At 59.3% G+C, this 25,081-nt stretch carries 16 protein-coding genes; 11 read left to right on the top strand and 5 right to left on the bottom strand.

Features of this window, described 5'->3' with window-relative positions:
• Window positions 1-2 precede the first annotated feature (2 nt).
• Window positions 3-1,046: a Gfo/Idh/MocA family protein gene (locus tag ACRRQW_RS14390; RefSeq protein WP_438482238.1), complete on the top strand. Its 1,044-nt coding sequence runs from the start codon at window positions 3-5 to the stop codon at window positions 1,044-1,046.
• Between the two features lie 94 nt (window positions 1,047-1,140).
• Complete coding sequence (locus tag ACRRQW_RS14385; protein ID WP_438482236.1) at window positions 1,141-1,680, top strand: phosphoribosyltransferase family protein; 540 nt, start codon at window positions 1,141-1,143, stop codon at window positions 1,678-1,680.
• A gap of 61 nt (window positions 1,681-1,741) precedes the next feature.
• Here ACRRQW_RS14385 and ACRRQW_RS14380 read toward each other — a convergent pair whose 3' ends face one another.
• A complete protein-coding gene (locus ACRRQW_RS14380; RefSeq protein WP_438482234.1) occupies window positions 1,742-4,795 on the bottom strand; it encodes a TonB-dependent siderophore receptor in 3,054 nt (1,017 codons plus the stop codon).
• A gap of 197 nt (window positions 4,796-4,992) precedes the next feature.
• Here ACRRQW_RS14380 and ACRRQW_RS14375 point away from each other — a divergent pair, with 197 nt between their 5' ends.
• From ACRRQW_RS14375 to ACRRQW_RS14355, 5 genes are all read left to right on the top strand, one after another.
• Window positions 4,993-6,042, top strand: coding sequence for a LacI family DNA-binding transcriptional regulator (locus ACRRQW_RS14375; RefSeq protein ID WP_438482232.1), 1,050 nt, complete (start codon window positions 4,993-4,995; stop codon window positions 6,040-6,042).
• A 188-nt stretch (window positions 6,043-6,230) separates the two neighbouring features.
• Window positions 6,231-7,463 (top strand): Gfo/Idh/MocA family protein, encoded by a 1,233-nt coding sequence (locus ACRRQW_RS14370; RefSeq protein ID WP_438482230.1) that lies wholly within the window; start codon window positions 6,231-6,233, stop codon window positions 7,461-7,463.
• A gap of 4 nt (window positions 7,464-7,467) precedes the next feature.
• The gene (locus tag ACRRQW_RS14365) at window positions 7,468-9,015 is read left to right on the top strand and encodes a sodium:solute symporter (protein WP_438482229.1); all 1,548 of its coding nucleotides are present in this window, start codon (window positions 7,468-7,470) and stop codon (window positions 9,013-9,015) included.
• Window positions 9,016-9,034: 19 nt separating this feature from the next.
• The gene (locus tag ACRRQW_RS14360; RefSeq protein ID WP_438482227.1) at window positions 9,035-10,060 is read left to right on the top strand and encodes a WD40/YVTN/BNR-like repeat-containing protein; all 1,026 of its coding nucleotides are present in this window, start codon (window positions 9,035-9,037) and stop codon (window positions 10,058-10,060) included.
• Between the two features lie 8 nt (window positions 10,061-10,068).
• A complete protein-coding gene (locus tag ACRRQW_RS14355) occupies window positions 10,069-11,964 on the top strand; it encodes a hypothetical protein (protein ID WP_438482225.1) in 1,896 nt (631 codons plus the stop codon).
• A gap of 254 nt (window positions 11,965-12,218) precedes the next feature.
• On the opposite strand, the gene lpdA is transcribed toward ACRRQW_RS14355, so the two are convergent.
• Window positions 12,219-13,613: a dihydrolipoyl dehydrogenase gene (gene lpdA / locus ACRRQW_RS14350; protein ID WP_438482223.1), complete on the bottom strand. Its 1,395-nt coding sequence runs from the start codon at window positions 13,611-13,613 to the stop codon at window positions 12,219-12,221.
• A 92-nt stretch (window positions 13,614-13,705) separates the two neighbouring features.
• Window positions 13,706-14,128 carry a phage holin family protein gene (locus ACRRQW_RS14345; RefSeq protein WP_438482221.1) on the bottom strand — a complete coding sequence of 141 codons (423 nt, stop codon included), beginning with the start codon at window positions 14,126-14,128 and terminating at the stop codon, window positions 13,706-13,708.
• A 41-nt stretch (window positions 14,129-14,169) separates the two neighbouring features.
• On the opposite strand from ACRRQW_RS14345, the gene ACRRQW_RS14340 reads away from it, so the two are divergent.
• Window positions 14,170-15,255, top strand: a complete 1,086-nt coding sequence (locus ACRRQW_RS14340) for a glycosyltransferase (protein ID WP_438482220.1) — start codon at window positions 14,170-14,172, stop codon at window positions 15,253-15,255.
• Between the two features lie 158 nt (window positions 15,256-15,413).
• Window positions 15,414-21,251, top strand: coding sequence for an excinuclease ABC subunit UvrA (locus ACRRQW_RS14335; RefSeq protein ID WP_438482219.1), 5,838 nt, complete (start codon window positions 15,414-15,416; stop codon window positions 21,249-21,251).
• A 158-nt stretch (window positions 21,252-21,409) separates the two neighbouring features.
• Here the strand turns inward: ACRRQW_RS14335 and tsaD are convergent, their stop codons facing one another.
• Window positions 21,410-22,456, bottom strand: a complete 1,047-nt coding sequence (gene tsaD / locus ACRRQW_RS14330; RefSeq protein ID WP_438482218.1) for a tRNA (adenosine(37)-N6)-threonylcarbamoyltransferase complex transferase subunit TsaD — start codon at window positions 22,454-22,456, stop codon at window positions 21,410-21,412.
• A complete protein-coding gene (locus tag ACRRQW_RS14325; RefSeq protein WP_438482217.1) occupies window positions 22,453-23,718 on the bottom strand; it encodes a S41 family peptidase in 1,266 nt (421 codons plus the stop codon). Before ACRRQW_RS14325 ends, tsaD begins: the two co-directional genes overlap by 4 nt.
• 34 nt (window positions 23,719-23,752) lie before the next feature.
• On the opposite strand from ACRRQW_RS14325, the gene ACRRQW_RS14320 reads away from it, so the two are divergent.
• Both ACRRQW_RS14320 and rpmB read left to right on the top strand, forming a co-directional pair.
• Window positions 23,753-24,742 (top strand): SAM-dependent methyltransferase, encoded by a 990-nt coding sequence (locus tag ACRRQW_RS14320; protein WP_438482216.1) that lies wholly within the window; start codon window positions 23,753-23,755, stop codon window positions 24,740-24,742.
• 87 nt (window positions 24,743-24,829) lie between these two features.
• Window positions 24,830-25,060, top strand: coding sequence for a 50S ribosomal protein L28 (rpmB, locus tag ACRRQW_RS14315; RefSeq protein ID WP_438482215.1), 231 nt, complete (start codon window positions 24,830-24,832; stop codon window positions 25,058-25,060).
• The last annotated feature ends 21 nt before the right edge of the window (window positions 25,061-25,081 follow it).

Here is a 25,081-nt window from a genome sequence, read left to right as displayed (position 1 = left end):
TCATGTCCTCTCCCATTTTAGGTTTCGGCATCGTCGGCACGGGTTCGATTGCCCACACCCACGCCCAAGCCATCGCTTCATTGCCGAATGCGCGCGTTGTCGGCGTCTCCAGTCGCTCGCAGGAAAACGCTCACGCGTTCGCGTCCAAGCACGGCATCGTTCAGGTAACCGCGACCGCAGCGGAGCTCGCTGCACGCGAAGACATCGACGTTATCGCCATCACCACACCAAGCGGTGCGCATCTCGACGTCGCTCTCGACGCGATCCGTGCGGGCAAACACGTCGTGATCGAAAAACCGTTGGAAATCACCACGGCCCGCGTAGACGAATTACTTTTGGCGGCCGATCAAGCCGGCGTGCGCGTCGCCGCGATTTTCCAAGCCCGCTTCGGCGATGGCGCGCGGACTGTGAAAGCGGCCATCGAAGCCGGCCGCCTCGGCCGGCTCGTGCTCGCAAGCGCTTACATCAAGTGGCACCGGCCGGCATCCTATTACACAGGTTGGAAAGGCACGCGCGCGCTCGACGGCGGCGCGGTGCTCATCAACCAGGCGATTCACGGACTCGACGCGTTGCAGTGGTTCGCGGGCATGCCGGGCGAAGTGTTTTGCCGCACGGCGCGACTCGTGCACACCGACATCGAAAGCGAAGACACCGCAGTGGCGACACTGCGTTACGCGAACGGCGCGCTTGGCACGGTCGAAGCCACGACCGCGATTCGCCCCGGTTGGGCGCGACGCATCGAACTCTGCGGTGAAACCGGCTCGATCTGCCTCGAAGACGACCGCATCACGCGCTGGGATTTCGCCACCGCGCAGCCCGAGGACGAATCGATTCGCGCTGGCAAATCCGTCGATGCGCTCGGTTCCGGGTCAGCGTCGCCCACGGCAATCTCACTCACGGGTCATATCCGTCAATACGAAGACATTTGCGCAGCGCTGCTCGAAAATCGTCCGTTCGCGATTGAAGGTCGCGAAGGCCGCAAAGCCGTCGCGTTCGTAAACGCGCTCTACGCCTCCGCCGAAAGCGGCCGGCCCGTCACGCTCTAAGCGTTTTAAAATATGGTTCACGCACTCGCCAGCTTGCTCGCCGGCAGACACGGGCATTTCCAAATGGAATCGGGCTACCACAGCGAGTGGTGGTATGATTTGGATAAACTCTTTTCTTGATCGCGCCCGCCTGCAGCCCTTCGTGCACGAACTCGCGTCGAAATTAAAGACGCTCAACATCGATGCCGTGTGCGGGCCGATGACCGGAGGCGCAAAGCTGGCCGAACTTGTCGCTGACGAACTCTGTCTCGAATCATTTTACACCGAACGCTTCGAACCACCCGCAGCCACTGGACTGTTTCCCGTGCGCTACAGCGTGCCCGCCAACCAACGGGCCAGCCTGCGCGGTCGCACCGTGGCCATCGTCGACGATGCCATCAGCGCCGGCTCGGCGGTGAAAGGCACCTACGAAGACCTGCTCGCGTGCGGTGCGCGACCAATTGCCTGCGGTGCGTTGATCCTGTTTGGCAACGCCGCGGAGAAACTGGCCGCTGATCGAAATCTAGCCCTCGTGAATGTCTGCCAGCTTCCCTTCGCGCTCTGGAAGCCCGACGCGTGTCCGCTTTGTGAAGCCGGTCTGCCGTGCGAAAAAATCTCTGACGCACCGAAGCCGTCGGTTGGCGCATCTTCGTAAGCGTCCAAAAAAAAGTGGCCCAAGCCTGAGCTTGAGCCACTGCGATGAAACTAACCCCAAATTAGAACTGCAGCGTGTTCGTGAGCATCCAGTTCCGGCCGGGCGACAGCACGAAGGAGCCTTCGGAATACTGCTCGTCGGTCACGTTATAGATACCCAGTGAGGACGTGAGGTTGAAGCCGAGCACCTTCCACGGATAGCTGAAGGTTGCATCGAACACCACGTAGTCACCGGCCTGGTAACCGCCCGCGAGCGGATTCCAGTCGACGGTGCGACTAACGACCGTCTCGGACGAGTAACGCGCACCGCCACCCACTGAGCCGCGACGCAACACCCCGTCGGTAAACGTGTATTTGCCGAAGACGGTGAACTTATACTCCGGCACGTTTTCGATACGCGCGTTGTAATAAATGTCAGACGCCACTTTCGCCGCAGCCGACGACGCATTGTAGGCCGCCGAACCCGGCGCTGCACGTGTGCGATCGTAAACGGTCTTGGCAGTCCACAACCACGATGCGTTTGTCACGAGTTGCAGGTTGGAACGCGGCGACCAGATGACTTCGGCTTCGGTGCCTTCGATGCGGTTCAACAAATCAGCCGTGCGCCAGCGGAAGTTACGCGTGTTGTAGCCGATCGTGCCCGGCGCGAACAGCGTCGTGCTGAAGTTAAACGGCTCTTCGATGTTCGACTGTTTGGCCGCGTCGTCGAGGCGTTGATCTTTGCGCTCGGCGCGGAAGAGCGAGAGCGTGCCGACAATCTTGGAATCGGCAGACGTGATCTTCGCGCCCACTTCCCAGTTCATGCCTGACTCGTCCTTGATGTTACGGTAAGCGCCGCGATCTTCCATGATCTTGCGCGCTTGCTCGACCGAGGTGACGGTCTGGCCGAGATATTGGAAGGAGCCGCCGCCATTGCTCAGCGCGCTTTGGAAGACAGCGAGCTCGTTGCCGGTGAAGACACCGCCGACGTTGCCCAAGTTGAATTGGAAGGTCTTCGAGACCGACGCGTAGATATTGATCGTCGGCGTGATCGCGAAGGACGCGCCGCCCATCCACGAGTCGCCCTTGCGACGATAGACGTTTGTGCGGGCGTAGTTGCCTGAGTAACCCCAGACATCTTCCGGATACGCGGACGGATTCAGATAAGCATCATTCGGGACGACGAACCACGGATAGTTCGACTCGAGGTATTGGCCCTTTTCTTCGCGCCATTGACGGCGGAAACCACCGATGACGTTCAAGCGATCTTCAAACATGGACGCTTGGTAATTCAAATAAGCAGCCTCGACCGTGGGCTTGTAGCCGTCGAGCCAGACGCGGCTGATCGGGAAAAGCTTGTCGATCGGCGGGGTCTCTTCGAAGCCCGGATCCCAATCGCTATACACGGCCTTCACGAGTTTGATGCTACCGTTACGGTCACGGATGACTTGGTTGACGGTCGGGATGCCGGTGTCGTGGCCGCGGCCTTCGCCGACGAGATTGCCCGCCACTTGGGTTCCACCGGTCGTGCCGGCGACGTAGCCAGGATTGGCAATTGGATTGGTCGATCCGGGCACAAAGCCGTAGAACGGCGTCAGGCGAATGTCGTTTGCCAGGTAGTTCTGCGTCCATTGCGACCACGAGTAGCCAGTGAGGAATTTATGATCGATACCCTTGGTTTTCGCTTTGAATACGAGGTCGAGTTGGTGCGTGTCCGCAAAACGATAGTAACCCGACGTGGCCGAAGCACCGACGTTCCAGTGAATGCCATCGGCATACGGTGTCGTGATGCCTTCAATCGAATTAAAGCGGCTGTTGTCGCGTTGGAATACGTAACGTGCGTCAAGCCATGTCGTCGGCGCGAGGTCGACCGTCGCGGTGAAGTTCTTCACCTCGTTGGTGGTTTTGGCGCCGCGGCTCGTGTAATTGAACTCCTCGTCGTGAATAAATTTTCCGGAGGCGTCCGTGTAGTAAGCGCCGCGTTCGACGCTCGTGTAAGCCGGCAGGGCGAAGTTGCCCGTCGCGATGCGCTTGTTGTTGATGTAGGTCGCGTAGGCGAGACTCGGAGTGTTCACCGAGTTGGCCTGGATGGCGCCGCCAGCCGCAGCCGCCTTCCAGCCGGCGAAGTCACTGAAGATCCAGTCGTAGTCGTTCATGTTGAAGCTTTCTTTCACGAACTCGAAATCGAGATTCACGCGGAGTTTACCGCTTTCGAACGGCACGATCGTCACCGACGGCGTGAGGTTGTAGTTCTTGCGGAACTCAAACCGACGCTCGCCTTCCGCATCTTCCCACGCTCCGATCATGCGCAACGCGACTTTGTCCGAGAGAACTTTGTTTACGTCGGCGACGAGCTTCTGACCGTTGTGGTCAGACAGGCTGTAACGGAACGTGCTCGGGATTTCAGTGAACGAAGGTTGCTTGGTGATGTAATTGATAACGCCACCCGGATAACCCTGCCCGAAAAACACCGCGGCCGGGCCTTTCACGATCTCGACGCGCTCGACGTTATCGAGGTTGTAGGAGATGTAGCGGAAAATGCTGTTACGCATGAGCGTGTTCACGGGGAAACCGCGCATCGTAAAACCACCTTGCGGCGTCGCTTCGTTACCGGGGCGACGCATCGCGAAACGCGTATCACCCGAGGCACTGCTGGTGTAGCGCAACACGTCCATCAAGGAACGCGTATTGGTGTCCTCGAGGAATTCGCTCGAGAGCACAGAGACGTTGAACGGCACTTTCTGAATCTCCATGCCGACGCGGGTCGCGGTGGCGGAGTTCGTTTTGAGGTAGCCGTTGTCGCGCGCACCCGTCACGGAGAACACCGACAACGAGAGCGTTTCGGGATCCGTCGAAGTAGTTTCGGTGCGCGCGGTCGAGGCGACTTTCGAAGCGCTGGAGCGCGCCGGCGTTGCTTCAGTCGACGCAGACGTGGTCTGGCTGGACGTCGCGCCGGGTTCATAGCGGCTTTTCAGAGCGGCATTCTCAGCGCGGAGCGCTTCGATTTCAGCGCGCATTTTCTGTAATTCTTCCTCAGGGGTCGCGTGCGCCGTCGCGACAAACGCGGAGAGCAGCGCAATACGGGCGACGAGTGACAGGTGTCGCCGGATAGGGCTTAAGGCTGGAGTAGTGTTCATGGGAGTTAAGATCTGTTCGCGCACAACATCACTTGTTTAACGCAATGCGATGCGAGAACTGAGTTTCCAACACGGGGGCTAGGTTTGGGTAGGCCTCACGCATCCTGAGACGCGCAAAGCAGGAAAGGTAACTTACCTCTCGACTCTGAAAGTAATTCACTTGATGTCGCCTTCGTAGAATTGGAAGCGTTGCAAAAATGGAAACAGTTACCCTTCGCGCCCTCGCCGAACTTTGCGGAATCTCTCCCGCCACCGTCTCGCGCGCCCTTTCCGGCCACCCGAACGTCAGCGACAAGGTCCGCAACAAAGTGCTCCAGTTCGCTCACGAACACGGGTATCAACGCAATCAACTCATCAGCGGCGTGATGGCTCAGGTGCGGCACGCCCGCACGCAGCACTTCGTCGGGAATCTCGCCATCGTGCACGTCCCCGCTCCGGAGCAACCCGAGCCCCGCCCGATGCAACAACGCATGATCGACGGCGCCAAAGCGCGGGCCGTGGAACTCGGATTTCAAATCGGGAGTTTCACGCTCGGCGCGAGCGCCGGCGCACCGGCCACCCTCGCCCGCGTGCTGCGCGCTCGCGGCGTCATGGGCGTCGTGTTTCTCCATTCAAATTCCAATGGTAAAGTCGCCGCCTTCCCCGCGACCGATTTTGCCGTCGTCCAGATCGATTATGATTCGCCGGTGCTGCGCCATCACACGGTGTCGCTCGATCACCATTTTACGCTCATCGGTGCGATGACGCGTCTGCGTGAACTCGGTTATCGCCGCGCGGGATTATTCATCGAAAACCACAAGGACGATCGTCTACTCAACAAGTGGTCGGCCGCGTTTCGCTCCTTCCAGGAAAATCAGGGTCTCATTGGCGACATTCCGGTGCTTCACGTAAAAGAACTCGTTCAAACCGAGTTCATGAAATGGCGGCGGGCGCACAAACCGGATTTGATTTTAGGCCACGTGGATCGCGCGGTCGAATGGCTCAAAGCCTCCGGTGCTAAAATCCCGGATGACCTCGGCTTCTTTAATTTGAATTGGAACGAGCGAACACATCCGTGCGCTGGCCTCGACCTGCGTCCCGAACTGCACGGCGTGGTGGCGGTCGAAACGCTCGCCGCCCAGATTCAGCGCAGCGAGCGCGGCTGGCCGGCGGATCCCCGCACCGTGATGTTCAACGGCACTTGGGTCGACGGCCCGACAGTGCGCACCGCTCCGATGGCGTTAGCAACTGCGACTGCCGGAAACTAACCGCACGGCGGTCAGGAACCAGGCGACTGACGCAAAACACGATTTCTGCAACGGTTGCAATATCCGCGGCTCGCTCCGCTCTGACGGTGCAGGCCAAGTAAGGGTTGCCGGACGGGACAGTTTGCTGCGCTTCCCCCGCCCGCGCTTCACCCCTCGGGAGCGTGAGCCGTTTTAACCCCAGAATTTGCATGATTCGCACCGCAATCGTTGGTATTTCCGGCTATGGCCGCTGGCATTTGATGATGGCGATCGACCAGATGCTGGTCGGTCGTCTGAAACTGGTCGGTGCCACTGTCATCAATCCCGAAAGCGAAGCGTTCGTCTGCCACCGCCTGCGTGAACTCGGTGTGCCGATCTTCGCGACGTTCGAGGAGATGATTGCGACGCTCCACGGAAAACTCGACCTGTGCCTAATTCCCACCGGCATCCATCACCACGCCCCGATGACGATCGCGGCGTTAGGCGCAGGCGCCAATGTGTTGGTCGAGAAACCACTTGCCGCGACGCTTCAACAAGCGAACGCCATTCACGCGGAAGAAGCGCGCACCGGGCGTTGGGTTGCCGTGGGCTTTCAAGATCTTTACGTCGAGGAAACCCATGTCATCAAACGGGCGCTCCTGGATAAAAAGATCGGCACCGTGCAACGCATCACCGTAGTCGGCCAATGGCCGCGCGGGCACAGTTACTACCGTCGCAACAATTGGGCAGGCCGCCTGCACGTGGACGGCGCCTGGATTCTGGATTCACCCGCGAACAACGCCTTGGCGCATTATTTAAATCTCGGATTGTTTTGGGCAGGTTCGGCGCCGAACGAATCCGCGGAGATCGTCGCCGCACAGGCCGGTCTCTATCGTGCCCAGGCCATCGAGAGCTTCGACACATTCAGTTTTCGCCTCGTCGCCAGGAGCGGCATCGAAGTTATTTTCCACGGCACGCATAGCGGCGCACGTAACGGCCCGCCAGAAATCACCATTCAAGGTTCCCACGGAAAAATTCATTGGATCTACGACCGACACTACACCGTGACGACTGCGGCAGGTGCGACCCAACACCGGCTTTTTGAATTCCTCGGCGCACGCATGTTCGTCGGGGAAGCCGTGGTTAAAAAATGCACCCAACCGGACACGTTCGTGTGCTCGACCGCCCTCGCCCGCGCCCATACCCGGGCGATCAATTTGTTGCATGGCACCTTCCCGATTGTCGATGTCCCGGCAGAGTTTCTCGAAACCATCTCCGAAGCGGGCGAAACTTTTACGCGGATCAAAGGAGTCGACACCGCCATTTCCACCGCCATCGAACGGGGCAGCCTGCTCGACGCGTCGTGCGCACCCTGGGCAGTCACCTCGGCCATGAAGGACGTCGAAGACTACCAAGTCTTCGAAGGTTGCTGGCCAGACTCAGAAACGAATTCTCCTCGCTAAGCTCATGCTCACTCCTCCGCTTTTTTTCGCCACCGTCACTCGCCAAGGCTTGAGCGCGCTCGATTACACGCTGCTCGCCGTCTATTTTGCGCTCAATCTCGGCATCGGCTGGTGGTGCGCCCGCAAACAATCTGGCAGCAGCTCCGGCTATTTTCTCGGTGGCCGCAAAGTCCTGTGGTGGGCCGCAGCGGTGAGTTTTTTCGCGACGAGCACGAGCAGCATCAGCTTCATGGCTCTGCCCGCGAAAACGTATCAATCCGACTGGATGGCCTTCGGCTCGGCGCCTGCGCAAGGCTTGGCAGGCTTGATGGTGGGCTTCGTCTTCGTCGGTCTCTTGCGCCGGCTCAATCTCACCACGATTTACGGTTACCTCGACCAGCGGTTCGACATGAAAGTCCGGCTGCTGGGCTCAGGGCTCGCAGTGTTGTTGAAATTATTCGGACGCATGAGCGTCGTGATGCTGCTGCCCGCGCTCGCACTTTCGACCGTCACGGGATTAAACGTTTACCTGAGCATTCTGTTGATGGGCGTCGTGACGACGATCTACGCAATGGAAGGCGGATTTGACGCCGTGATCTGGACAGACGTCATGCAAGTCGTCGTCACCTACGGCGGCGTAGTGATTGCACTCTTCTTTCTCGCGAGTGGCGTCGACGGTGGTCTGGCCGGCATCATCGCGACCGGCACCGATCTCGGGAAATTCAAGATGATCTCCTGGGAACCGACGCTCACGCAACCGACCGTGTGGGTGTTCATCGGCATGTTTTTCGGACACATTTTCACGCAACTCGCCGATCAACCGCTCATGCAACGCATGCTCGCGAGCACCGACGCCACCGAGGCGCGGCGCACCGTGGTGCTGGGCAACGTCCTCGGCATGATGAGCTCGCTCGTTTTCTTTTTCATCGGCACCGCGCTCTTCGTTTTCTACCGGGCGCATCCCGAACGCCTCGAAGCCGCGCTGCCCAACGACGCAATTTTCCCCTACTTCATCGCGAACGAACTCCCCTCGGGCATCGTCGGGTTGATCGTCGCCGGTCTTTTCGCTGCCGCGATGGGCGCGATGAGCAGCACACTCAATTCAATCGCTGCGATGGTGGTCACTGACTTCCAACTCACGTTCCGCCCCAAATCGCCGGAGAAATCGCAAGTGCGCCTCGCGCGCGCGACCACGTTACTTTCGGGTGTCATCGCGACCGGCATGGCGGCGTTTCTCGCGTGGCGAAATGTCAGCTCACTTTGGGATGAATTTCTCCGCTTGATCGCGCTCATCGGCGGCGGCTTCCCCGGCGTGTTCGCGCTGGGATTCCTCACAAGACGCGCTAACGCCCGTGGCGTGATCATCGGCACCTTCGCGAGCATCGCGATCACGTGGTGGGTGCAAAACTACACGCAAACCAGCGTCTTCCTCCACAGCTTCGTGGCCATCGCTTCGTGCATGATCATCGGGTATGTTGCCAGCATCCTCGCGCCGGACGGTTCACGCCCGAAAAATTTCGCCGGCCTCACGCTCTGGGATCTGCGCACGCGCGCCAAGCCCACTTCCAAATAACTCAAGCCTCCCGACGCCCATGAAATTCCCCGCTCTCACTCGATTGGTTTGCGCCCTGCCGTTAATGTCGTCGTTAATGCTCACAGCCGCACCGGCCAAAGCACCCGCGGGCGACTTCTACATCTGCGCCGGCGTGAATAAAAATTACGTCATCGGCTCGAAGATCACGACGGTCAACGGCATGTTCCGCCTCACGGATCAGAATACGTGGGAGCACGTCGGCTATAACGACACCACCATCACTGCTGCCGCCATCGATCCGCGCGATCACAACGTCGTTTACACGGCGGCGTTCAACGGCTGCTGGCGCACGCTCGACGGTGGCAAGACCTGGCGCATGACCACGAGTTGGGACATGACCGAAGGACTCAGCATCGCGCTGGACACTTTCGCACCCGACAACCTCTACCTCGCACTCGTCGACGGTATCGCGCACTCGAGCGATCGCGCGCAGACCTGGCGCCGTTTCGAAAACGGCCTCCCCGAGCGCGGTAAATTCACGCAGGTGATCCGCCTGGATCGCACGCGCCAGGGCCGCGTGCTCGCCGGCTGCGAATCGGGAATTTATTTAACGGAAAACACGCAATGGAAACGCGTGTTGCCGACCGACACCACCGTCATCGACATCCAACAATCCCCGCACGATCCGAAACATTGGTTCGCCGTCACGCAAAGCAACGGTGCCTGGGAGTCGCGCGACAACGCCGTCACGTGGACGCAGTTTAAATCCGTTTCGACCGAGCACGCACTTTACAGCATCACGCAAGATTACGCGAACCCCGCCCGCCTCGCCATCGGCAGTTGGGCGCACGGCGTATTAACCACCGAGGACGGCGGGCGCACGTGGACCCAGCGCAACACGGGCCTGCCGGCTTCACCGCGCGTCTGGCGCGTGGGCGTCGAGCCCGCGTCCAACCGCCTCTACGCCAGCGTGCGCAACGAAGATATTTTTTCCTCCGACGATTTCGGTCGCACGTGGAAACCCACCGGCCTCGCTGGCTCCGCCGTGCACAGCTTCCTGATCGTGCCCAAACTCGCCCGCTAATGAATCCCATGAAACTACGCGTCACCTTTCTCACGCTCGGGGCGATCTTTGTTTTCGGCTCGGCGTCGGCTCAACCTTCCTTCAGCGGCGCGGTGCCGGCCACCGCCGTCATTAACGATCCCGCCGCGCAGCGCGCCGCGTATTTGCAGCGCGTGGATGAAATGAAATCGTGGCGCATCGCCGAAGCGAATCGCGCCGGCGCCGCGCCGATGGACATGGCCGCGATCGCGGTAAAGCTTTCCCGTGGCGAAGACCTCGCCGCCTGCTCGCAGCGCGTGATCGAGTTGATGAAAGATCCCGGCACGGGCCCGTTCTGGATGTTCCCTGCGGTGAGTGTGACGTTCACCGGACGCGACAAACTTTCTTCCGAAGCCCGCGCGGCGTTGCGTGACGTGTGGCGCACGACGCGCCAACAACGCGGCGACACGGAAAATCACTGGGTGATGTATTACGCGAGCATCTACCTCATGGCAGATCTCTATCCCAACGAACCCGCGGAAAGCTGGGCCACCGGGAAAACTTCCGCCGAGAATCTCGCCGAGGCGGAAGGGTTTCTTCTGCACTGGATGGAGCTCACCACCACGCTCGGCCAGGGCGAATTCAACGCGACGCACTACATCGGCGAATACGCGATCCCGCTGCTCTTCCTCAAAAGCTGGGCCAAAGATCCCAAGATGCGCTCGCGCGCGCACATCATGCTCGATTGGATTTTCGCCGACCTCGCGCAGAACACGCTCAACGGCGTGCTGCGCGGCACGAATGCCCGCACCGACGACATCTCCGTAATCGAACGCTGGAACGCACTCGCGTCGACCTTCAGCTGGTTGCTCTTCGGCAATACCCCGCCGACGCAAAGCTACGGCGGCTGGGGAATTTATTTCGCCGTGGCCGCGGAAAACTATGAATTGCCCGACGTCATTTACCGCATCGCCGTCGATCGCAAAGAAGACTTTCTCCAGGAAGACATGAAGCGCACCCGCCGCCGTTGGCGCTTCAGCGACGTGCTCATGGCCCCGATCTACAAAACAAATTACGTGCGCCGCGACTACGCCGTCGGCTCTTATCAGGGCGGACTTAGCGATCCGATCCAGGCGCACGTGTGGGACGTTACGTGGCGCGTCGACGATCCGCGCGGCGTGCACCCGACGATGTTCTCGTTGCACCCGCACTCGTCGTCGAAGGCGATGCAGACCACCTTCAATTGGTATCCCGAGCCCATGATCAAGCAGGTCGCGTTCGAGGGAAAACCTTCTTACGACGAACCCGACAAAATCCTCGGCTGCTCGCCTTACGAAGCCGTTTTGCAAGACCGCGACACCATCATCGCCCTCTACAATATTCCCGCGGGCGAACGTTTCCCGCACATCAACGGATTCTTTTCCAAAGACCTCACCGATGTCAGCGAAGATTCCTCGGGATGGATCTTCGCCCGCGGTGGCAACACCTACCTCGCGTATCGCCCGCTCGCGAGCTACACATGGATGCCGTATCTATTTTATAAAACTATGTGGGCTTCCGATCGAGTCGATCAAGGCGATCGGCTACTCCAAAGCGCGCACTTGAAAAACGGGACGATCGTCCAAGCCGCCAGCGCGAGCGAGTTCGTGTCGATGGCTGCATTCAAAGCCGCGATCAACGCGCTGCCTTTGACCTACAAACTCGAGCCCGTCCCCACAGTCACCTTCACAAGTCTGCGCGGCCGCAAACTCGCGTTTACTTACGGCGAGACACCAAGCATCGACGGCAAGGTCATCGACCACGCAAAGTGGAAGCTCTTCCAAGGCCCTTACCTCAACTCCGATCTAAACTCCCGTCGCTTAGAAATCTCCCACGGAAAATTAAAACGCGTGCTAGATCTGAATACTCTGACAATCACCGACGCCTCCACGCTTTCGACGAAATAGCTACAGCAAGCTACGGGCATTTAGAAATTGGAGGCCGGGCCATCAGCCCCGCGTGTTGATACGCAAATTTGTAGGTGGCCCGCTGGCGGGCCACGTTCGTTGCGCGCAAGCGCGCAACCTACAAGCAGAGCAACGCCATAGCTCGCGGAACTGATGGCCTCGCCTCCAACGGAACGCCAAAAAAAAGGCCGGCACATGGGCCGGCCTCGTAGCTTGAACTGAAAGCTGACTGCTTCTCTCGCGTGCCGCGCGCGTCAGATGTGGATCGCCTTGCCGTGCACCGCGAGGGCCGCTTCGCCGAGGGCTTCGGAGAGCGTCGGGTGCGCGTGGATCGAATCGTGGATCTCGTCGACCGTCGCCTCAAGATTCATCGCGAGACCATACTCAGCGATGAGTTCGGTGGCTTCGTTGCCGATGATGTGCACGCCGAGAATTTCGCCCGTCTTCGCGTCGGCGATGACTTTGACGAAGCCTTCGGAGTCACCAGCCGCGACCGCCTTGCCCACGGCTGTGAACGGGAATTTGCCGACTTTGTAATCGAGTTTCTTTTCCTTCGCGGCTTTTTCGGTGACGCCGGTGCTGGCTACTTGCGGTTGGCAATACGTGCAGCCCGGGAAGATGCCCACTTGCTTCGGCTTGCTGTGGCCGAACATGCCTTCGACCGCCTGCACCGCGCGGAACGACGCGACGTGCGCGAGCCACGGCGGTCCCTGGATGTCGCCCGCGGCGTAAACGCCGGGGACGGACGTCTGGTAATTTGCGTCCACCTTCACGAAGCCGCGGTCGAGTTCGACCTTCACCTTGGAGGAGAAAAGTCCATCGAGCGCCGACGTGATGCCAATCGCGACGAGCACCGTCTCGACTTCGAGTTCGGTCTTCGCGCCATCTTTGACGAGGTCGAGCTTCACGCTCTTTTCGCCGACGCGGATGTTTTCGCTCTTGGTGCCCACATGCACCGCGATGCCTTGCTTCTCGAAATTACGCTGCAGGAGCTTCGCGACTTCTTCGTCTTCAACCGGCAACACTTGCGGCAACATTTCAACGAGCGTCACTTTCGTGCCGAACGCATTGAAGAAATATGCAAACTCCACGCCGATTGCGCCGGCGCCGATGATGGCCATCGTTTTTGGCGGCGCTTTGGCGGCGAGGGCTTCGCGCGAAGTCATCACGCGAGTGCCATCGACCGGGAGACCCGGCAATGCGCGCGGCTTCTGGCCGGTCGCGAGGAGAATATTTTTTGTGCGGAAGAACGTCCCTTTCTTTTCGCCTTCCGTGATCGAGACCATGCCGGGCACGGTGACTTCCGCTTTGCCGGTGAAGTAATCGACTTTGTTTTTCTTCAGGAGAAATTCCACGCCTTTCGCCATCTGGCCCGCGACTCCGCGTGAACGTTGGACGACTTTTTCGAAATCGAAGCCCACTTCTTTTACGCTGAGACCGTAGCTCTCCGCTTTCTGGAATGTGCGATATAATTCCGCGCTCTTGAGCAACGCCTTGGTCGGGATGCAGCCCCAGTTCAAGCAGGTGCCGCCGGCGCGCTCCATTTCAATGACGGCAACTTTCTTGCCGAGCTGTCCGGCGCGAATTGCACCCACATAGCCGGCAGGACCGCCACCGATGACCACTAAATCGTAAATTGTATCGGACATAGTTTAAGAGATTTTGGCCCTCAAAGTCGTCCTCCAGACCACATCCGTCAAACGGAAAGTCCTGCCGCCAGATTCGCCGCGCAACTGCCCGATCAAATATCGATCACGTCGTCACGCTTGCCGGTGGGACGGGGAGCCGATGGCGGCGGCGCGGGCGGGCGCGGCGGATTGAGCAGGCGATTCAAAACCAAATTCGTCACGCTGACGATTAACGCGCCGAGCAGCGCTGAGCCAAAACTCGCCACGTAAAACCCATCGACAATTCGCCCGACGAAATAAAACAGGAGCGCATTGATCAGCCAGATGCCGAGCCCCAGCGTGAGCACGATAAACGGCAGCGAGAACAGCATCAGCAGTGGTTTCAGCACGGCGTTGAACAAGCTCAGCAGAAGCACGACGACAAATAGCGTAGTGCCGGTATCGTAGCTGATGCCGTTGACGATTTTTGTGCTCAACACCACGCCCAGCGCCAAAATCGCCCAGCGCACCAGCAGATTGACGAAACCTTTGTTCATTGAATGATGTTTAACTTTTTACCGCGACACCTTGCGGAGCAATGAAAATTCTTATCGTCCAAGATTACCTGCGTAGTGGCGGCACCGAGCGTCAATCGGTGTTCATGGCTACGTCTTTCGCCAAAGCTGGCCACGAAGTCACGCTTCTCACCTTTCGCCCGCGCGGCGTGATCGAGTTCGAAGGCGAGCAACAACCTTTCGCGTTCCGCTCGTTGCAATCATTCGACACCGGCCTCGACTGGTTCGCGCCCGGCCTGTTGAAGGCCGCCGAGGAAGCCTCGCCTGATGTCGTCCTCTGCATGGGCCGCATGGCGAATTGTTACGCCGGCTTCATTCAAAAACGCCTGCCACGTGCCGCTGTCGTCTGCACGATGCGCACCGGTAAACTCCTGCCCTACCTTTTCGTGCGCTCGTTGCGTTTGTGCCGCCACATCATCGCTAACAGCCACGTCGCCAAACGGGTGTTGACCGACGACCACGACATCGAATCGCACAAAATCACGGTCATCCACAATTCCGTCCTGCGCTTCACCGACGAAACTGCCGCGCGCAACAATGCGCTGCGTCGCTACCATGGCGCAAATCCGACTACCGTCGTGATTCTCAACGTGGCCATGTTCCGCCCGGAAAAAAACCAGCGTGAATTGATTGAAATCTGCGCCAAGCTTCCCGGCTATCTCGACTGGCAACTCTGGCTCGGCGGCGATGGGGTCGCGCGCAAAAAGTGCGAACGCCTCGCGCACGATCTCGGTCTCGGGTCGCGCGTGAAATTTCTCGGCTATCAATCCGACCCGACGCCCCTCTACCTCGCGTCCGACGTCGCGGTGCTGGCCTCGCAAAGCGAATCGCTCCCGAATTTCCTGATCGAAGCACAACTTCACGGCGTGCCCGTCGTTGCCTACGACGTCGTCGGCGTCGGCGAATGTTTCGTGCCCGACCGCTCCGGCTACCTGATCGCAAATAAGGATCAAACCGGCTTTATCACCGCGCTCGATAAACTCATCCGCCAGCCCGCCGAGCGCCGTCGTTTTTCGCAAGTTGGCCGTGAACACGCGCAGGCAAATTTCGTGCCCGGTCGGCAAATGCAAGCGCAGCTCAACGTATTTCACGACCTGACGAAGCAGTAACTCGGTGGGCGTCGGTCCCCGCCCCGACGCCGGCGCCGATCGTGGCATCGGCAACCACCAAAGTTCAGCCGCGCCACTGCTCCCTCCTGACACCGTTATGTCAGCAGTCATCGATTGCGTCGGAGCGCAGTTTGCAATCCCCTCAAACCTCTTCATTCGTGCCTGCCGTGACGATCTCCGCCGCTCCCTCCAACCCTGAAGTCATCCGCCTCAAAGGCGTCCGCCAGAACAACCTGAAGGGCTTCGATCTCGATATCCCGTTAGGCAAATTTATCGTCGTCACCGGCCTCAGCGGCGCCGGCAAATCGTCGCTCGTTTTCGATACGCTCCACGCCGAAGGACAACGCCGCTACGTCGAGACCTTTTCGGCCTACACGCGCCAGTTCCTCGATCTCCTCGACAAACCGAAGGTCGACTCTGTCGAAAACATCCGCCCGTCCATCGCCATCGAGCAGACGAACACGGTCAAAACGTCGCGCTCCACCATCGGCACGATGACGGAACTCACGGACTTTTTCAAAGTCTGGTTCAGCCACGTCGCCGAATGCTTCGACCCCGCCACCGGCGAAAAGGTCGAAGACGACAACCCGCAAACCATTTGGACCAAGACGCACGTCACGCATCCGGCGGAAACGTTGCTCCTTTGCTTCCGCGTTGCGAAACCCGAGAACCTGAAATGGGCCGAGGTCCTCACGAGCATCAAGGGCCAGGGTTACACGCGCGTGCTGCTGGAACACTCGACGCCGAACGCTGAACGTCGAACATCGAAGTCGAACCAGGACGCTGATAGTTCGAAGTCATCCCCTGAACTCCATAAAATCGACGATCTCCTCGTAGCTTTAGACGGCTCTAAAGTTGAACGTTCAAAGTTCGACGTTCAAAGCTCGACGTTCATCCATGTCGTTCAAGACCGCTTGCTGATCTCCGCCGACAACAAGTCGCGTTTTCTCGAAGCCACGGAAACCGCGCTGCATTTCGGCAACGGCCAGATTTTTTTATTCACCGCCGACAAGTTCGCCGACGCCGGCCACTATTCGCGCGGACTGCATTCGCCGAAAACCGGCCGCACGTTCCGCGCCGCTACGCCGGGTCTTTTCTCTTTTAACTCGCCACTCGGTGCGTGCCCGCGTTGCCGCGGCTTCGGCCGCGTGATCGATATCGATTACCGCCTCGCGATTCCGGATCACTCGTTGTCCATCGACGACGGCGCGATCAAGGCGTTCGAGGGAGAAGTATTCAGCGAGTCGAAGCGCGACCTCCTGAAGTTCACCAAGAAAAACGGCATCCCCACCAACGTCCCGTTTGCCAAGCTTACCGCGGCGCAAAAGACGTTCGTGATCGAAGGCTCGCCGGGCTACGACGGCAAAGATAACCAGTGGCCGCAGTATTGGTATGGCCTCAAAGGTTTTTTCAAATACCTCGAAGGCAAAACCTACAAGATGCACGTGCGCGTTTTCCTCTCGCGCTACCGCACCTACAATCCCTGCCCAGAGTGCGGCGGGGCCCGCTTGCAGCCCGAGGCGCTGTGTTGGAAATGGCACAACCACACTCTCCCCGCGCTCTACCAACTTCCGGTCAGCGATCTGCTCGCACTCATCGCGAGCAGCGAAGGCGCCGCCGATAAATCCGCTTCCACGCATCAACGCGATCTCGCGCACGACTCCATCGTCACGCGCCTGCGTTACCTGCAACAAGTCGGCCTCGGCTACCTCACGCTCGACCGCACCTCGCGCACGCTTTCCGGCGGTGAAGTGCAACGCGTCAACCTCACGTCGTGTCTCGGCACCTCGCTCGTCGATACATTGTTCGTGCTCGATGAACCGTCGGTCGGTTTGCATCCGCGCGACATCGACCGCCTCATCGGCATCATCCGCACGCTGACCGATACCGGTAACACCGTCGTCGTCGTCGAACACGACGAAGCGATGATTCGCGCCGCTGATTACGTGATCGAAGTCGGCCCCGAGCCCGGCGCGCGTGGCGGCGAAATCGTTTTCAAAGGCACGGTGAACCAGATGCTGCGTTCGCCGAACAGCATCACTGGCACCTACCTCTCCGGACGCGCACGCGTGGAGCTGCCGAAGAAGCGCCGGCCCGTCGGCACCGATGGTAAGCTCGCGCACAATGCCTGGCTCCGTTTCACCAACGCCTCCAAGCACAATCTTAAAAACGTCAGCTTCGAGTTGCCGTTACAACGTTTCGTCTGCCTGTCCGGCGTCTCGGGTTCTGGCAAATCCACGTTGCTCAACAACGTCATTCACCAAGGCCTGCTCACGCAGCGCAACTTGATGACCGAGGATCCCGCGTCGATCGAATCGATCAAAGTTGATGCCGCGTTTTCGGAAGTCGTCCTTGTCGATCAATCGCCGCTTAGCCGCACGCCGCGCTCGAATCCCGCGCTGTATTGCGAAGCGTGGGAACTCATCCGCGAACTCTACGCGCGCGTGCCCGAGGCGCAGGAAGCCGGTTTCAGTTCCTCGAGTTTCTCGTTCAACAGCGGCGACGGCCGTTGCGACAATTGTCAGGGCCTTGGCAGCGAACGTGTCGAGATGCAGTTCCTTTCCGACGTTTTTGTCCCTTGCCCGATTTGCGAAGGTAAACGCTTCAAACCCGAAGTTCTCGCCATTTCCTGGAACGGCAAATCCATCGCCGACCTGCTCGCGACCACGGTCAGCGATTCTCTGCCACTTTTTAAAGGCCACGCGGAAATCCACCGCCGCCTCGCCTCACTCGACGAAGTCGGCCTCGGCTACCTCACGCTCGGTCAGCCGCTCAACACGCTCTCGGGCGGCGAATCGCAGCGCCTCAAGCTCGTGCGTTACCTAAGCAGCTACGCTGCCGAAGATGGCAGTTCGGAGATAAAAGATGGGGCCACAGGCAGCCCCAATCTCGCGTCTTCCATCTCCCATCTCCCGTCGGTTCATCCAGCAGGAGCTTTGCTGCTGCTGGATGAACCGACCACCGGTCTCCACCGCCACGATGTCAAACGCCTGCTCGAAGTGCTGCAGCGGATCGTCGATCGCGGCCACAGCATCGTCCTGATTGAGCACAATCTCGACGTCTTAAAATCCGCCGACTGGATTCTCGAAGTAGGGCCCGAAGCCGGCGCAAACGGCGGCCAGATCATCGCCAGCGGCACACCCGAAACCATCTCCCGCACGCACAGCGCGACAGCTCCCTTCCTCCTTGAAGCACTCGGTGCCAGCGAAATTCTTTCCGACGCCGAACTTGCCGCCGCCGAAGAACCCGCGCCTTACCAAACCAGTCTCGTGGCCGCGCCCAGCGAACTCGTGGTGCTCGGTGCGCGCGAAAATAATCTTAAGAACATCTCGCTCTCGATTCCGCACCGCCAGTTGTCCGTCGTCACCGGCGTATCTGGCTCGGGCAAGTCGACTCTGGCGTTCGACATCATTTTTGCGGAAGGCCAGCGCCGGTTCATGGAATCGATGTCGCCCTACGCACGGCAATTCGTCGAACAACTCCCGCGCCCCGACATCGATCGCTTGAGCGGCATTCCACCGACCGTCGCCATCGAGCAACGCGTCACGCGCGGTTCGCGCAAATCCACTGTCGCGACCATCACCGAAGTCGCGCAATACCTCCGCCTGCTCTACGCGCGCCTCGGCATCCAGCATCACCCGGAAACCGATCGCGCCGTCACGCCATTGACGCCAAGCCAGCTCCGTCTGTTGCTCGAGAAAATCATCGCCTCGCCCAAAGCGAAGAAAGCGAAACACCTTTATCTCTGTGCCCCGCTCATCCGCGGTCGCAAGGGTCACCACGAACCAATTGCGAAGTGGATCGAGAAACAGGGTTACGAACTCATGCGCGCCGACGGTCGCTTGCTGCGCGTCGATACCTTCCAAAAACTCGATCGCTACAAGGAGCATGATGTCGAAGTCGTCGTCGCCGACTTGAAAGGCAAAGCTCCGAAAGAAACCGGTGCGGCCCTCACTCTCGCTCTGAAACTCGGCAAAGGCGCATGCTTCCTGATCACGCCGACCGGCGAAGTGCTCTCTTGGTTCTCCACGACGCGCACCGATATCGCCAGCGGAGAATCTTTCCCCGAGCTCGATCCAAAGCATTTTTCCTTCAACTCGCCGAAGGGCTGGTGTCCGACCTGCCGCGGTCACGGACGCATCTTTGACTGGATGTTGAAGCCTGACGAAGACGAAGAGCGCTCTGACGAAGTCGCCGACGCGTTGCGCACCATTGATCCAGATGATCCCGCTTCGAATGGAAAAATCTGCCCGAGTTGCCACGGCGAACGCCTCAACCGCATTGCCCGCGCAGTAAAATTGCCGGTGAAACGCGCCGAGCCGATCTCGCTGCCCGCGCTCACCCGGCAAACACCCGAGGATTTGCTCGCGACGCTCCGGAACCTCCAACTCGACGGACGCGGTAAACTGATCACGCAAGACATCGTCCCGCAAATCGAAGAGCGCCTGCGTTTCCTCGATCAAGTCGGTCTCGACTATCTGCAAATGGATCGCCCGACCGACACGCTTTCCGGCGGTGAAGCCCAGCGCATCCGCCTCGCCGCCCAACTTGGTTCGAATCTCTCCGGCGTGCTCTACGTGCTCGATGAACCGTCGATCGGTTTGCACGCGCGCGACAACGATCGCCTCATCGAAACGCTGCTCTCGTTGCGCGACAAGGGAAACACTGTGCTCGTGGTCGAACACGACGATGTCGTCATGGAACGCGCCGACCGCATCATCGATCTCGGCCCCGGCGCCGGCATTAATGGTGGCCACCTTCTCGCCAACGACACACCTGCGCACCTCCGCAAAAACGAAAAATCGCTCACCGGCCTTTACCTCGACAAAGGCATCAAGCATCCGTTGCTCGGCCAATACCGCGCTCTGCCTGCAGCGAAAAAAGCGTCGGCCAAAAAACCAGAATGGCTGGAACTCAAGGACGTTAACTTCCGCAACATCCGCGACCAGTCGCTCGCAATTCCCCTCGCCCGCCTGACGTTGTTCTGCGGCCCGAGCGGCGCCGGCAAATCGACGCTCTGCCGCGACATTCTCCACCCGGCCGTCGCTTGCGCGATCAAGGAAAAGAAGGCCAAACTCTCCGGCAAAGATTTCGTGCGTCTCGCTGGCTTCGAGAACGACGATGAAATCGAAACTGGAAAACCGAAACCGCCCTTCTTGGAATTGACCGGCGCCAATGGCTTCAAAACCGTGGTCGAAGTCGATCAATCCCCCATTGGCAAAACGCCGCGTTCAACGCCGGCGACGTATCTCGGGATCTTCGACTTGATCCGCCAGTTTTTCACGACGTTACCGGAATCGAAAATGCGCGGCTACACGGCCAGCCGGTTTTCATTCAACACCGCCGGCGGCCGCTGCGAAACTTGTTCAGGCGCCGGTCGCATCAAACTCGAGATGGCATTCATGCCGGATTCCTATCTGCCGTGCGACGCCTGCGGCGGTTCGCGTTACAGCGCCGAACTGAACGACATCACGTGGAAAGGAAAAACTATCGGCCAGGTGCTGCAGCTCTCGTTCGACGAAGCTGCGGTGTTTTTCGATTTCCACTCGCAGCTTTCACAGGTCTGCAAACTCATGGTCGATTGCGGCCTCGGCTACCTCACGCTCGGCCAAAGCAGCCCGTCGCTCTCCGGCGGCGAAGCGCAACGCCTCAAGCTCGTCACTGAACTCACGCACGGCCTGCGCACCTACACGGAGCGCTCGCGCGATATCACCGTTAAAAACCTCTATCTCCTCGAAGAGCCCACCATCGGTCTGCACCTGAGCGACTGCGAAAAATTGATTCGCGTGCTGCAAAGCCTCGTTGATCAAGGTCACACTGTGGTCGTGATCGAGCATCACTTGGATCTGCTCGCTGAAGCCGACTACATCGTCGAAGTCGGCCCCAGCGGCGGCCCCGCTGGTGGCGAGATTCTCTATCAAGGCCCGCTCGCCGGCCTTACGAAAGTAAAACGCAGCCCAACCGCCCCGTATCTCCGCGAGAAGTTTAAGTGGTAGGACGGACTAATTCCTTGTGGAGGCGGGCCCATCAGCCCCGCGAGTTATCATTCTCGTCTTTGTAGGCGGCGGGCTTGCCCGCCACGTTGCGAGTAAACGCGCAACCTACAAGATCGAGCGGATATGATGGCTAGCGGGACTAATGGCCCCGCCTCCAATTAAGAAACAGCTAATGCCAGCGGCAAACTCGGCGCGATTTCCAGCGCGTAATTGGTTTCGTTGACGCCACCGGTTTCACGTTCCGCCCATGCAGCGAAGGCAATCATGCCGGCGTTGTCGCCGGTGTGACGCGGCAGTGCGCGTAAGAAAGAAATGTTTTGCCCGCGCGCGACGGAGTCGAGCTGGGCTTGCAGTGTTTTATTATTCGCGACGCCACCCGAGAGTCCGAAGCTGCGGTAGGCGCCACGCTCAAGCGCGAGCTTCGATTTGCGCACGAGCGCGTTGAAGACGGCGTTCTGATAGCTGGCACACAAATCCGCACGACGGCGTTCGATTTCTTCAGGCTGCATTTTTTCCAACTGGTAACGCAGGCTCGTTTTTAACCCTGAGAAACTAAATTCAAGCGACGAGCGTTGCGCGACCGCCTTGGGGAATTCGAACGCGTTAACATTCCCGCTCAACGCAATCTTCTCCACTTGCGGGCCGCCGGGATAACCGAGGCCGAGGAGCTTCGCGCCTTTGTCGAGCGCCTCGCCGGCGGCGTCGTCCATGGTCGTCGCGAGCAGGCGAATCTGGCGCGCTTCATCCAGCGAAAACAAAATCGTATTTCCGCCCGAGACCAACAGACCGAGGTGCGGCAGCAGTTTCGCGAACTCCTCCTCAAATGCCGCCGGATTCTCGGTGTGCAGTGGGATGAACGTCGAAAACGCGTGCGCGCGCAGGTGATTCACGCCGATCACCGGCACGCCCCAGGCGAGTCCGAGGCTTTTCGCAGTGGCGACGCCCATCGCGAGGCACGCGGCCAACCCCGGCCCATTTGTGACAGCAATTTTCGTAATAGCACCCGCATCGACGACGGTCAGCGCCCGCTTTACCAGCGGCCCAAAATGCGCGAGATGTTCGCGGCTCGCGAGATCGGGCACGACGCCACCGTAACTTTCGTGCAACGTGATTTGGCTGTGCACGAGTTCGGTCACGAAGCCTTTCGCGGGATCGAACACCGCCACGGCGGTTTCATCACAGGAACTTTCGAGCGCAAAAATCATTGTTTCGTTTCGCGAACTGCCAGCACGCCAGTCAGGACTTCTTCCGCGGCGTTGAGTTGCACGTCTTCGATGCGTTCGAAACCGAAGCGATCATTGAACTCTGTCGATCCCGCTAAATCTGGGCGCGATTGCTGCAATCGAATCTTATCTTCGTCGTCAGCGGAGATTTCGATTTCGATCTGCGGTTGAATGCCCCTCTCGTGAATCGTGACCCCGCTCGGCGTGTAATAACGCGCGGTGGTGAGGCGCAGTCCTTCGCCATGATTTAACTCGATGATGCTTTGCACGGAGCCTTTGCCGAAAGTTTTTTCGCCGACGATCACCGCGCGCTTCGTGTCTTTCATCGCGCCGGAAACGATTTCAGCCGCGCTGGCCGTGCCACTGTTCACGAGAATCGCGATCGGGTAATCCCGCTTGGTGTGCGCGCCGCCAGCGTTGAAATCCTCGCGCGCGTCCGGCGTGCGGCCTTGCGTGTAGGCGATCAGTTCGCCCTTCTCAAAAAATTCGTCGCACACCTCAATGGCCGCATCCAGCAAACCGCCCGGGTTGTTGCGCAGATCGATGATGAGCGAACGCAGGTTCTGTTTCTCCAGCGCGGCCAGTGCCGCGCGAAATTCCTCGCCGGTGCGTTCGCTGAACTGCGTGATTTGCAGGTAACCGATGCCGTCCGGGCGAATCATGGTATTGCGCACGCTTTCGAGGCGGATGCGTTCACGCTTCATCGTGAAATCCAGGTTCTTTTCCTGGCTCGGGCGATACACCGTCAGCGTGACCTCCGTGTCGGGCGCGCCGCGCACGAGGCGGACGGTTTTGTCGACGCTGGGATTTTCGACCGGTTTACCGTCGATTTTGACGAGCCGGTCGCCTTGGCGGAGGCCGGCGCGTTCGGCCGGAGTGCCGGCGATGGGCGTGATGATGACGATCTGGTTGTCGCGTTGCTCGACTTGAATGCCGACGCCGCCGAACGCATTGCTCAATTCCTCTTCGGATTCCTGAAACAGGTCGGCCGTCATGAACTGGGAGTGCGGGTCGAGTTTCGCCACCATGCCGTCGAGCGCATTGCGCGTAAGGTCGTCATAGCCGGCGGGAGCATCGCCCATGTAGTTTTCTTTCACGAGCTGCATGACTTCGCGGAAATACTTCACATTACGGTCGCGCTCACGGTCGGGCCACCAACTCGGTGCGCCGGAGCGGGCCGCGACCTGCGCGAGGCCGTAACCAGCGAACACCGCCGCCATGATGAACAAAAACCGTTTGAGCATGGCTTTCAGTGGTCACAAATGCTTGGCTTGGCAAATGGGTTCATCGTCCGACTTTTTCGAAATCTTTGCTGCAGTGCCAAACGCCACGACTGGCGTCTCGTTTGCGGACTACATGCAGCTGGCCATGTATCATCCGACGGCGGGTTACTACACGCGCGATTTTCAACGCGTGGGACGCAGCAATGCGGCGGATTTTTTCACGGCAACGTCATTCAACCCGGTTTTCGGCGAACTCGTCGTCGCGGCCTCGGTGCGGCTTTTGGGCAAGGACGCCAACCCTGCTGATTATACTTTCGTCGAAATCGGCGCGGAAACCTACGGCGGGACGCTGCGCGATATCAAACACCCGTTCGCGGCCTACAAAACCATTCCGTTCGGCAAGGCGTTCGACATCCCGCCGAAGTCCGTGGTGTTTTCGAATGAGTTGTTCGACGCGCAACCGTTTCACCGCGTCGTCTGGCGCGAAGGCAAATGGCGCGAACTCGGCGTGGCGATCCAAGGTCGGCACTTGCGCGAGGTGGAATTGCCGGAGTTTACCGCCGAACTCGTGGCCTACGCCGATCGCCTGCCCAAGAGCGCAGAGGAATACTATACGATCGACGTGCCGATCCGCACGGTGCCGATTCTCGAACGCATCGTCGACCAGCCGTGGAAGGGACTTTTTATTGCGTTCGACTACGGCAAGTTCTGGGTGGAACTCGCTCAGCACACCCCGCGCGGCACGGGGCGCACTTATTATCGCCAGAAACAGGATAACGATCTCCTTAACCGCCCCGGAAAACAGGACATCACCTGCCACATTTGCTGGGATTGGCTGGAAGACGGTTTAGTTCGCGCCGGTTTCGGCGAAACCCGGGTTGAATCGCAGGAAGCGTTCTTCATGCACCACGCGGCCGATACGCTCGCCGCGATGACTAAGGCCGAAACTGCGACCTTTAGTCCCCGAAAACGCCTGCTCATGCAGCTACTCCACCCGGCCAATATGGGGCAGAAGTTTCAGGCCCTCCACGCTTTACGCAAATAAACGAGCGACAGGCGACGTTTTATAAAATTCCCTTGCTAAGGGTTCGCCCAAACCTTTACTTCCGACCCTTTAACCAATCGAAACACCATGGCACGAATTTGCGCAATCACCGGTAAGCGTCCCACAGTCGGGAGCATCATCAATCGTAAGGGTCAGTCCAAGAAGAGCGGCGGCATCGGCACGCACATCACTAGCCTGACCAAGCGCAAGTTCCGCCCGAACCTGCAATGGATCAAGGTTAAGCTCCCCAATGGCGGCACGAAGCGCATGTGGGTCTCGGTCAAAGCCATCAAGGCCGGCCTCGTCCAAAAAGCTTAAGCGATTCTTCGCTGATCAATT

The organism is Oleiharenicola lentus (genome assembly GCF_051660365.1).
GTDB lineage: Bacteria > Verrucomicrobiota > Verrucomicrobiia > Opitutales > Opitutaceae > Lacunisphaera > Lacunisphaera lenta_A.
This window is presented reverse-complemented; position numbering and strand designations above follow the sequence as displayed.